The organism is Acidimicrobiales bacterium, assembly GCA_041394245.1.
Taxonomy (GTDB): Bacteria; Actinomycetota; Acidimicrobiia; order Acidimicrobiales; family Aldehydirespiratoraceae; genus JAJRXC01.
Genome location: JAWKIR010000002.1, coordinates 1,130,481 through 1,141,401 on the forward strand (window position 1 = coordinate 1,130,481; position 10,921 = coordinate 1,141,401).

The 10,921-nt window shown below is 68.1% G+C and carries 9 protein-coding genes; 5 read left to right on the top strand and 4 right to left on the bottom strand.

Features of this window, described 5'->3' with window-relative positions; all coding sequences use genetic code 11:
* Positions 1–4: 4 nt before the first annotated feature.
* On the top strand, positions 5–556 hold the full coding sequence (locus R2707_05725) for a hypothetical protein (GenBank protein MEZ5244577.1): 552 nt from the start codon (positions 5–7) through the stop codon (positions 554–556).
* Here R2707_05725 and R2707_05730 read toward each other — a convergent pair.
* The gene (locus R2707_05730; GenBank protein MEZ5244578.1) at positions 553–2,028 is read right to left on the bottom strand and encodes a helix-turn-helix domain-containing protein; all 1,476 of its coding nucleotides are present in this window, start codon (positions 2,026–2,028) and stop codon (positions 553–555) included. The two genes, R2707_05725 and R2707_05730, sit on opposite strands and share 4 nt — an antisense overlap.
* Positions 2,029–2,153: 125 nt before the next feature.
* On the opposite strand from R2707_05730, the gene aceB reads away from it, so the two are divergent.
* The 3 genes from aceB (at position 2,154) to R2707_05745 (ending at position 6,304) form a co-directional block, all read left to right on the top strand.
* The gene (aceB, locus tag R2707_05735) at positions 2,154–3,719 is read left to right on the top strand and encodes a malate synthase A (protein ID MEZ5244579.1); all 1,566 of its coding nucleotides are present in this window, start codon (positions 2,154–2,156) and stop codon (positions 3,717–3,719) included.
* Positions 3,720–3,777: 58 nt separating this feature from the next.
* Positions 3,778–5,067 carry an isocitrate lyase gene (gene aceA / locus R2707_05740; GenBank protein ID MEZ5244580.1) on the top strand — a complete coding sequence of 430 codons (1,290 nt, stop codon included), beginning with the start codon at positions 3,778–3,780 and terminating at the stop codon, positions 5,065–5,067.
* A gap of 130 nt (positions 5,068–5,197) precedes the next feature.
* Positions 5,198–6,304, top strand: a complete 1,107-nt coding sequence (locus tag R2707_05745; GenBank protein ID MEZ5244581.1) for a hypothetical protein — start codon at positions 5,198–5,200, stop codon at positions 6,302–6,304.
* On the opposite strand, the gene cfa is transcribed toward R2707_05745, so the two are convergent.
* A complete protein-coding gene (cfa, locus tag R2707_05750) occupies positions 6,258–7,382 on the bottom strand; it encodes a cyclopropane fatty acyl phospholipid synthase (GenBank protein ID MEZ5244582.1) in 1,125 nt (374 codons plus the stop codon). The two genes, R2707_05745 and cfa, sit on opposite strands and share 47 nt — an antisense overlap.
* A gap of 74 nt (positions 7,383–7,456) precedes the next feature.
* Between cfa and R2707_05755 the strand changes: the two genes are divergently transcribed.
* Positions 7,457–8,770, top strand: a complete 1,314-nt coding sequence (locus tag R2707_05755; GenBank protein ID MEZ5244583.1) for an acyl-CoA dehydrogenase family protein — start codon at positions 7,457–7,459, stop codon at positions 8,768–8,770.
* 30 nt (positions 8,771–8,800) lie between these two features.
* Here the strand turns inward: R2707_05755 and R2707_05760 are convergent, their stop codons facing one another.
* Both R2707_05760 and R2707_05765 read right to left on the bottom strand, forming a co-directional pair.
* Positions 8,801–9,580: a Calx-beta domain-containing protein gene (locus tag R2707_05760; GenBank protein MEZ5244584.1), complete on the bottom strand. Its 780-nt coding sequence runs from the start codon at positions 9,578–9,580 to the stop codon at positions 8,801–8,803.
* Between the two features lie 82 nt (positions 9,581–9,662).
* Positions 9,663–10,757: a potassium channel protein gene (locus R2707_05765; protein ID MEZ5244585.1), complete on the bottom strand. Its 1,095-nt coding sequence runs from the start codon at positions 10,755–10,757 to the stop codon at positions 9,663–9,665.
* Positions 10,758–10,921 lie beyond the last annotated feature (164 nt).

Consider the following 10,921-nt stretch of genomic DNA (forward strand, 5'->3'; position numbering starts at 1 on the left):
GCCGATGAGACTGACCGGCGACGATCCGCTGGCGGGCCTCGAGAAGTGGCTGGCCGACGGCCGGGTCGATGCCGCGGCCGCGGAGCGGGCCCGTCGACGCTGGCTCGAGCGGCAGGCGACCGAGGATGCATCCGTCGCCGGCGTGTGCCTCGATCTGGCCGAACGGAACGAGCCGGTCGCGGTGCGGACCAGCGGTGGACGGTCGACGCGGGGCCGGGTCACGGCGCTCGGCGCCGACTTCGTCGTGGTGCGCGAGGAACGCGTCGGCGACGTCGTGATCCCGCTCCGCTGCGTCGCGACCATCCGAGCTGCACCCGGAGGCGGCGCCGTCCCGGGCGAACGTTCGGCCGGCTTCTCCGTCGTCCTCGCCGAGGCCCTCGTGGAGCTCGCCGCCGAACGGCCGCTCGTGCTCGTCTCCGTCGGCGGCGACGAGATCAGGGGCGAGCTGCGCAGCGCCGGCACCGACGTGGTCGCCCTCGCGACCGCCTCGGTGGGGAGGGATCTGGTCCATGTCGCGATCGCCGCGATCGACCACCTCGTCCTGCTACGCGGTTAGCGCCCGCGACTTCGGCGCTGACGCTCGAGGAACCGGTAGACGTCGAGCAGGTCGATGCCGGGGAACGGGCTGAACTCGCGCTCTGACGGCGGCAGGGCCGACAGCACGTGGCTGCGTTCCGCGGCCGATGGCCAGGCGATGTCGCGCCACTCCTGGACCAGCTGCGGATCGGGTTCGATCTCGCGATCGCGGGCGAACTCGCGGCGCAGGGTGTCGGAGCCGCGAAACACCGACGCGTACTGCGACGTCGTCCCCAACGAGATGGCATGGGGCGTCCGGTCGGTCTCCGTCTCGATGTAGGTGGTGCAGAAGTACTCGTCGTCGTCGGCGACCGTGAACTGGCTGTGGAGCAGGAAGCTCCCGTGGGCGTTCCATGCTTGACGGCTTCCCCACTGCCGCGGCACGCGCTGGCCCTCGAGTCCTCCGTCGGAGGCGGCCGGGAAGACGATCCCGTCGTTCTCGTAGGCCTTGTTGATCACCCCCTCGCTGTCGGTGCGCAGGAAGTGGCAAGGGATCTCGAGATGGCGCGTGGCGAGGTTGGTGAACCGGTGCGCCGCCATCTCGTAGGAGATGTAGAACACCTCCTTCAGGTCCTCGACCGAGATGTCCTTCTGCTTTTGTGCCTCACGGAGGAAATCGACCGCAGGCGCCTCGGGCGCGAGCACCGCCGCGGCGAAGTAGTTCGACTCGATGCGCTGGCGCAAGTACTCACCGAAGTCGGTCGTGTCGACGTGTTCGAGCACGAAGTGCCCGAGCGTCTGGAGGACGACCGAGCGGGCCTGGCGGATCCGCAGGCCACCGCGATCGGGGATGAAGATGATCCGGTCGCGGGTGTCGGTGATGCTGCGGGCCGTGCGCGGCATCGCACCGACCCGTTCGATCGTGAACCCGTGGATCGCCGCGATCTCGGTGAGCACCCGCTCGCTGATCGGCCCGGTGCCGCCGTAGCCGGCTCGCCGCAGCGTGGCGTTGGCGACCTCTTCGATCTCGGTGAAGTAGTTGTCGCGGTCCCGCATCTCGGCCCGCAGGGCGGTGTTGGCGGCACGGGCGTGGTCGGCGAAGCGTCGATGATCGGTCGACGAAGGCTCGCCGCCGTCGGCCGACGCGACGACGTTCCAGAGTGCGAAGATGTGTTCGAGCACATCGTCGCCGACCTTGGCCGAGGGCTTCAGGTACGGCAGCCCGAGCGCGGCGTAGCGCGGATCCTCCTGCGCACGGGCGACGCCGATCTCGAGCTCGGCCCGCCGGTCCGGCGGCGTCGGATCGAGCAGGTCGGCCGTGGTGGTCTGCAGTGCGTCGGCCAGTTCGGTGAGAAGGCTGAGCTTGGGCTCGACCTTCCCGTTCTCGAGCTGGCTGAGGTAGGGCGCGGGCCGCCCCACGAGTTCGCTGACGTCGGCCAGCGTCGCGTTCCGTCGACGTCTCGCATCGCGGATGCGCGCGCCGAGGACGAGGGGGTCGAAATCCTCTGCCATCGGCCGAACTTTGACAGATCTTTCGATCGATGGAAAGGAAACTGCCGAAATTTGTTTCCTACATGTCTTGTTTTGTCCCCGAAGAACCCGCAAACTTGGACCACGACGGGAAAGGGGGTGGAGTGATGACGACTGCGCATGCCGTTCCGAGCAGCTCGGCTGCCGCCCACCCGCTCGCGCCCGTCGTGCTCACGCCCGGTGCGTTGGCATTCCTCGGGGAGCTCCATTCGGCCTTCGAACCGGCTCGCGCTCGCCTCATCGACGCCCGGGTCGAGCGCCAGAAGTGCATCGACCGCGGCTACCGGCCCTCCTTTCGCGCCGACACCGCCCACATCCGCTCCGGCGGCTGGACCGTTGCGAGCGCGCCCGCCGATCTCACCAATCGACGGATCGAGATCACCGGGCCGGTCACACGCGACTTCATGATCGACGCGCTCGACAGCGGCGCCGACGTGTTCATGGCCGACTTCGAGGACGCGACGGCCCCCACCCTCGACAACCTGCTGCAGGGCCAGGCCAACGTCGCTGCCGCGTACCGCGGGGAGCTCACGCCGCCCCCGTACGAGACGACGCTCATGGTCCGCACCCGCGCCTGGCATCTCGAGGAGAAGCACCTGAGCGTCGACGGTCAGCCGGTCGCCGCTGCGCTCGTCGACTTCGGGCTGTGTGTCTTCCACAACGCCGCCGCCGCGACCGGTCGTGGCACCGGACCCTACTTCTACCTTCCCAAGGTCGAAGGCCAGGACGACGCACGGCTCTGGAACGAGGTCTTCGACTTCGCCGAACAGCACCTCGCCCTCGGACCGGGCACGATCCGGGCCACCGTGCTCATCGAGACCATCCTCGCCGCATTCGAGATGGAGGAGATCCTCTACGAGTTGCGCGATCACATCACCGGGCTCCACACGGGCAACTGGGACTACCTGTTCAGCGTGGCCAAGACGTTTCGTGAGGACCCCGCGTTCGTACTGCCCGATCGCGATCGGATCTCGGTCACCACACCGTTCATGCGGGCGTTCACCGAACTCCTCGTCGCCACCTGCCACCGCCGCGGCGCCCACGCCATCGGCGGGATGTCGGGCGTGATCCCCGACAGCGACAACCCCGAACGCCTCTCGAGCGCGCTTCGCAAGGTGATCGTCGACAAGCGTCGCGAGGCCGGCGACGGTTTCGATGGCACCCGCATCGCCCATCCCGGACTCGTCGCCGTCGCTCGCGCCGAGTTCGACAAGGTCCTCGGCGACCGCCCCAACCAGATCGCCCGCCAGCGCGACGACGTCTACGTCACGGCCGAGGATCTCCTGACCCTCCCGGGGTCCGACGGGGCGATCACGCTCGACGGCGTTCGCACCAACATCCGGATCGTGATCCGCTACCTCGGCGAATGGTTGTCCGGCACCGCGGCGGTGGCGATCGACGATCATCTCGAGGACACCGCCATGGCCGAGGTCTGCCGAGCCCAGCTGTGGCAGTGGCGCCGACACGCGGTCGAAGTCGCCGACGGCACCGTCCTCGACGTCGCCCTGCTCGAATCGCTCATCGAGGAGGAGTTCGCCGCGCTGCCTGCCATCCTCGGCGCCGACACCTGGGCGGCCGGCCGCTACGACGACGCCAAGGAACTCCTCCGCACGCTCACCCTGAGCGACGACTACCCCGAATTTCTCACCATTCCGGCCTACCAACTCCTCTGAGTTGGAGGCCAGGAACCCCCACACATCTCACACGAGATCCAATACACAGGAGAAAGCAATGAACCCGAGCTTCGCCGAACAGGTGGCTGCCCTTCAGAAGGACTGGGACGAGAACCCCCGGTGGAACGGTGTCCAGCGCGACTACACCGCGGAGGACGTCGTGCGTCTGCGGGGCTCCGTCACCCCCGAGAACACGCTCGCCCGCCAGGGTGCGGAGAAGCTGTGGGATCGCATCAACAACATGGACTACGTCCACGCGTTGGGCGCGATGACCGGCGGCCAGGCCATCCAGTACGCGAAGGGTGGCCTTCCCGCCATCTACCTGTCGGGCTGGCAGGTCGCCGGCGACGCGAACCTCGCCGGTCAGGTCTACCCCGACCAGTCGCTCTACCCGGCCAACTCGGTGCCGTCGGTCGTGTCGCGCATCAACAACGCGTTGCGTCGCGCCGACCAGATCGAGTGGAGCGAGACCGACGGCAACCCGTCGATCGACTACATGCTCCCGATCGTGGCCGATGCCGAGGCCGGCTTCGGCGGCCCCCTCAACGCCTACGAGCTGATGAAGGCCATGATCGAGGCGGGCGCGGCCGGTGTCCACTGGGAAGACCAGCTCAGCTCGGCCAAGAAGTGCGGCCACATGGGCGGCAAGGTCCTCATCCCGACCCAGCAGCACGTGACCACGCTCAACGCCGCTCGGCTCGCGGCCGACGTCGCCGGCGTGCCGACGATCGTCCTCGCTCGCACCGACGCCCTGGCGGCCAACCTGCTGACCACCGACGTCGACGAGCGCGACCGCGAGTTCCTCACCGGCGAGCGTTCGTCGGAAGGCTTCTACTACACCGAGCCCGGGATCAAGACGCCGATCAAGCGGGCCCTCGCCTACGCGCCCTACGCCGACCTGATCTGGTGCGAGACCGGCACGCCCGACCTCGCCCAGGCCCGTGAGTTCGCCGAGGCGGTCAAGGCCGAATTCCCCGACCAGATGCTGAGCTACAACTGCTCGCCGTCGTTCAACTGGAAGGCCCACCTCGACGACTCCGACATCGCCAAGTTCCAGCGTGAACTCGGTGCGATGGGCTACGCCTTCCAGTTCATCACCCTGGCCGGTTGGCACGCGCTCAACTACTCGGCGTTCGAGCTGGCCAAGGGCTACACCGCCAGCGACATGTCGGCCTATGTCGACCTCCAGGAGCGCGAGTTCGCGAGCGAGGCCGACGGCTACACCGCCGTCAAGCACCAGCGCGAAGTGGGTGCCGGCTACTTCGACAAGATCGCCACGATCGTGTCGGGCGGCGAGGCCTCGACCCTCGCCCTCACCGGCAGCACCGAAGAAGAGCAGTTCCACTAACCCCCACTTCCGCAAATCAAGGCGAGTTGGCCACCGATTCGGTGGTCAACTCGCCTTGATTTCGTTGGGGTTGGGGGTGGGGCGGGGCGGACGGGCTTGAGGCCGGGTCCGCGGTGCCGACAGGTAGCTAATGTCCGGTCCCGTCCCGTTTCGCGTCATCGCGGCATCGTTGGCCGTCGGCGCGATGGTGATCGTGGCGACGCTGGTGAGCCACGACGGTGACATCACCGGCCTGATCAAGTTCGGCGACGCTCCGGTCGCGCAGCCGGTCGCCCGCCACGCGGCCGCCGAGATCGGCCGCGAGGTGGTGATCGTCGGCGAGGGCCACGACGGCATGTACTTCTTCCTCCAGGCGCTCGACCCGTTGCTGCTCGCCCCCGACCGACACGCGGCCCTGCTCGACCGACCCGTGTACCGCGGTCAACGCATGCTGTTCCCCCTGATCGCCGGCGGCGGCGGGGTCGTACCCGCGGCGGCGCTGCCCTGGACGATGGCGCTCACCAACCTCCTCGCCCTCGGCCTCGGTACCGCGGCCACCGCCCGCCTTGCCCGGCGCGCCGGCGGCAGCGAATGGTGGGGGCTGGCGTTCGCGTTGAACATCGGCATCGTGTTCGAGTTCGACATCAGCGGCGCCGGCATCCTCGCCTTCGCAGCGGCGCTGTGGGGAACGGTGGCGCTCGAGGAGCGCGACGATCGGCGGGCCGCGGCATGGTTCACGGTCGCGGTACTCGCCCGGGAGGTGATGTTCCTCTACCTGGCCGGCGCGCTGCTGCTCCGACTCGTCAGGACCCGCCGCATCCCATGGCTGATCGGCATCCCGCCCACGGTCGCCGCGCTCGGGTGGGCCGTGTACCTGCGAGTCCGGCTGACCGAGGGCGCAGGAGTCGACGAGGTCCAGGAGTTCGGGGCCCCGTTCGCCGGTATGGCGAGGGCCTTCGAGAACTGGATCGACAATCCGGTGGACCTCGCCGTGATCGCCGCGCTGATCACGGTCATGCCGCTGCTCGTCGTCCGCGCAGTCCGCCGGCCGACCTACCTGAGCTGGGGGTCGATCGGTTTCGTGGTGCTGGCCGTCTTCTTCAGTCGCCAGGTCTGGTGGCGGTTCTTCGACATCTCCCGGGCCGTCGCTCCGGTGATCACCGCCTACCTGCTGGCCACGTTCGCGACCGGCGACGCATCACCGGCCGAGATCAGCGGACCGACCGATAGGTCGGACGCCGCTGCCGCGACGGTGTGAACACCACCTGGAACAGCTGCGCCGAACGCGAGCGGAAGGCCGCCGCCGACGCCTGCAGGTAGTAGTTCCACGTCCGCCGGAATCGTTCGTCGTAGCGAGGAATCTCGTGCCATCGCTTCGCCAGATTTCCGTGCCATTCCATGAGGGTCGTGTCGTAGTCGGGGCCGAAGTTGTGGACGTCCTCGATCGACCAGTGTTCCTCTGCCGCCCTACCGATCTGTCCGAGCGACGGGAGCACGCCGCCGGGGAAGATGTAGCGATCGAACCACGGGTCGCCCACGGTCTTCCAGTCGTTCGAACCGATCGTGTGGTGCAGCATCATCCCGTCGGGGTCGAGCACATTCCGGCACACCTCGAAGAACCTCCGAAGGTTCTTCGGACCGACGTGCTCCATCATCCCGATCGAGGTGACGCGGTCGAACGAGCCCAGCTCCGCGGCCACGACGTCGCGATAGTCGAGCTCCTCGATGCGAACCGGCAGCGTTGCGGTCCGTTTGCGTGCGACCACGACCTGCTCTCGGGCCGGCGAAATGCCGGTGACGTGCACGTCGTAGCGCTCGGCCGCGAACTGGGCGAACCCACCCCATCCGCAGCCGATGTCGAGAACACGCATCCCCGGCTCCAGGCCGAGCTTTCGACAGATCAGGTCGAGCTTGGCCTCCTGGGCGGAATCGAGGTCGCCGGCCTCGTTCCAGTAGCCGCAGGTGTAAATCATCCGCTTGTCGAGCATGCGCTCGTAGAGGTCGTTGCCGATGTCGTAGTGGGCTCGCGCGTTCCTGCGGGCCCGAGCCCGTGTCTGCTGATTGCGCACCCGGGCCAGCGCGGCCCGGCCGACGAGGCCGAGCCCCGGCCGCACCATGGCGCGCAGGTCGGCGATCTGCGCGACCGTGAGGAACTCGTCGAGCTGATTCGCGTCCCACCAGCCGTCCTGGTAGCTCTCGCCGAGGCCGAGTTCCCGGTCGCTCAGGACCCGGTCCCAGAAACGATCGTCATGGATCGTGATGTCGCAAGGCGCGTCGCCCCCGAGGGTCACCCCCGCGGCGTCCAGAATGCGCCGCCCGATCTCGGGCACGGCCATGGCAAAAAGTTTGGCACCCGGGAACGGGGCGTGCACGCGGCACGGGCGCCCATCCGCAGGTAGCGTCTCGGACCATGGCCGTGACCGAGCAGAACTCCACCGACTCCCTCCTCGACGAGCTCAACACCTGGCTCGAGGAGAATTGGGACCCCGACCTCACGATTGCCGAATGGTGGGAGCGGCTCGGCCTGTCCGGCTGGTGCTCCCCCACCCTGCCGACCAACGCGTACGGCAAGGGTCTGTCCCGCAGCGACGCGAACAAGGTCGGCAAGGCGATCGCCCAGTTCGGTGCCGTCGGCGCTCCCGGTGGCCTGGGCCTGCTCCTCGCCGCACCCACCATCGCCACCCACGGCACGCAGGAACAGATCGACCTCTATGTCCGCGAGATCGTGACCGGCCAGAAGGCGTGGTGCCAGCTGTTCTCCGAACCCGGTGCCGGATCCGACCTCGCCGGTCTCACCACCAAAGCGGAACTCGATGGCGAGGAGTGGATCGTCAACGGCCAGAAGGTGTGGACCTCGCTCGGGCAGACCGCCGACATGGGAATGCTCATCGCCCGCACCAACCCCGATGCCCCGAAGCACCAGGGCATCACCTGGATGGCGTGTGACATGCACCAGGACGGTGTCGACATCCGCCCGCTGGTCGAGATGACCGGCCACGCGATGTTCAACGAGGTTTTCCTGACCGACGCCCGAGTGCCGAACGATGCCGTGATCGGTGAAGTCAACAACGGCTGGGCGGCAACCAACACGACACTCGCCCACGAACGGGCCGGTCTCGGCTCGGGCGGCGGTGGCGGCGGGAGTGGCCTCACCCCCGGCACGGTTGCGCAGATGCTCGGCAAGCGGGTCGGCGACTTCGCTCCCGATCCGGCCAAGGCGAAGACCACCGGCCAGGGCCCACGCCAGCGGGCCGGATCGTCGATGATGAGCGACCTCGCCAAGATGGTCGGCAAGAACACCGACCCGGTGATCCGCCAGGATCTGGCGCGGCTGCACACCATGAACCGCCTGGGCCAGATGAACACCGACCGGCTCAAGGCGGCCAAGCAGGCGGGCAAGGACATCCCCGGCATGGCCAACATCTCGAAGCTCGCGATGAGCGACCTGATGCGTCTCACCCGCGATCTCGGCCTGAAACTGGTCGGCCCGGCCGGCACACTCCACGGCTACACGGCCGAACAGAGTGCAGCCCTCAACGAGGCCACCGGCAACCCGATGCTGCCGTTCGTCACCGGCCAGGCGCTCTACGCACAGGCCCCGCCGATCTACGGCGGCACCGATCAGATCCAGAAGAACATCATCGGCGAGCGCGTCCTCGGCCTCCCCAAGGAGCCGGGCGACTTCAAGACCACGCCGTTCTCGGAGCTTCCGAAGAACGCCTGACGGTCGGACCCGGCGTTTTCTCGAACGGGTTCAGCCCGAGGGAGGCGAATCGCGGATGATGAACAGGCCAGCGCCGAAGAACGTGTCGGTGTCGAGCGTCGCCCCGACAAGATTCGAGAACTCCACGATGCCCCATTCGCCGCCGTAGAGCGGCGGCTCGACGATGCCGTCGCCGAGGATCTCGATCGGGACGAAGGCCTCGGTCTGACCCGGTTGGAACGTGAGCGTTCCCGAAGCGGCGACGAAGTCGGAGCCCGACGTCGCCTCCGGGGCAGGACGATCATCGACCGTGTTCCAGTCGACGGTGACGACATCGTCGCTCGGGGCGGAGAGGGTCACCGGCAAGAACCCGGTGGCGGTGGTGCCGGCCGGACCCTCCACTGCGATGAAGCCGTAGGGCGACAACACGGGGATGAGCGAGCTGGTGCATTCGACGACCCAATCGGCCGGCACAGCCGTCGGCACGTCGGCGAACGCGGTCCAGCGCGCCGACGTGGGGCCCTCGCTGACGAACAGGTGCTCGATGACGGTTTCGGGTGGTTGCCCCACGAGGATCCGGCTGCTGTTCACGAACATCGCGATGACGCTGACGGCGGGATCGTCGGCGTGCACCGTCAGGACCTCACCCGTATCGAAGCCGGCGAGCAGGCCCGGACCGTCGATGGCGGAGTCGGCGTAGCGCCCGTCGTAGATCGGGTCGTTGGCGGCCACGCATGCGTCGCTGAGCGCCACACCGGCCGATGCGCCGGCGGACGAGAGCCCACCGACGAGAACTGCGGCCAGAACCGCCATGCCAGTTCGTTGCCGCATGATGTGGCCCTCCGACCCCCGGTGTGCCACCCAGCGTGCTCACTTCCGGCGATGCGGTCAAACGCGTCAGGCCGCCCCGGGCTCACACCTCGGAGGTCACGCCCCGGTAGGTGATCGTGCGCGTCGGCGTCTTCGATCCGAGCTGGGGAAGGTCGTCCTCGTAGCCGAGCACGATCAGGCGGTCGCCGATCGCCAGCCGCAGGTCGGGCGGCGGGTGCATCACCGTGGTGCCGTCGACGCCGCGCACGGCCACGATGAGATAGCCGTAGGCGCCCCGTACCTCGAGGTCACCGATCACCCGGTTGGCCAGCGGCGACGAGGCGTGCAACTCGATCTCGTCGAACTCCAGGCCCAGCTGCACGAGATCCAGGTCGCCGGTGGACCCGATCGAGTCGAGCATCTCCTCGGCCGTCGGGCGCACGATCAGCTGCGAGATCCGGGTCGCCCCGATGTCGGTCGGGAGGACGACCTTGTCGGCGCCGCACGTGCGTAGCTTGGTCTCCGTGTGCCGGTTCTCGCCGCGGGCGATGATCGTCAGATTCGGGTTCATGGCTCGGGCGGTGAGGGTCACGAACACGTTCGAGGCATCCTCCGACAGCACGGTGGCCAACACCCCGGCGCGGTCGACCCCTGCGAGCGCGAGCACCTCTTCATCGGATGCGTCGCCCTCGATCACGTTGGCGTAGCGGGTCCGGGCGCGCTCGACGGTGTGCGGGTCGGCGTCGATCGCCACGAAGGTGTGCCCGGCGGCATGGAGCTCGGCGGCCAGCGAGGAGCCCATCCGTCCATGACCGCAGATGATCGTGTGCCCTTCCATCTTGCCGATCTCCTTTCGTATCTTGCGAGCGCCGAACGCCTGGTTGAGCTGGCCGTCGATGACCATCTGGATGAAGCCGCCGACCGTGTAGATCACAGCGCCGTAGCCGGCGACGATGACGAAGCCGGTGAGCGCCCGCACCGACCAGGTGTCCACGGGGCGGACCTCGCCGTAGCCCACGCCGAAGATGGTGATGACGACCATGTAGGTCGAGTCCTTCACCGACCAGCCGGCGGCGAGATAGCCGAGCACGCCGGTCACACACACCGCGACGAGGATGGTGATGCCCGCAACCATCTTTCGCATCGAACCGGCCGACGGCGCCGGGGGCTCGGCGCGCCCATCGGGTTTGGCACTCATGGCGGCACGGGGTTCTCTCTCACGATGCGAGAGCCCATCATGGGTGACGATTGTTGCCGACGCGTTGCCGGACGCTGTCCAGTTCCTGCCGGGAAAACGGACGAGTGATTCGGCCGTGTTACGGCTGCGCGAACACGCCCCGGCGGCGGGGACTTCGCCACCAC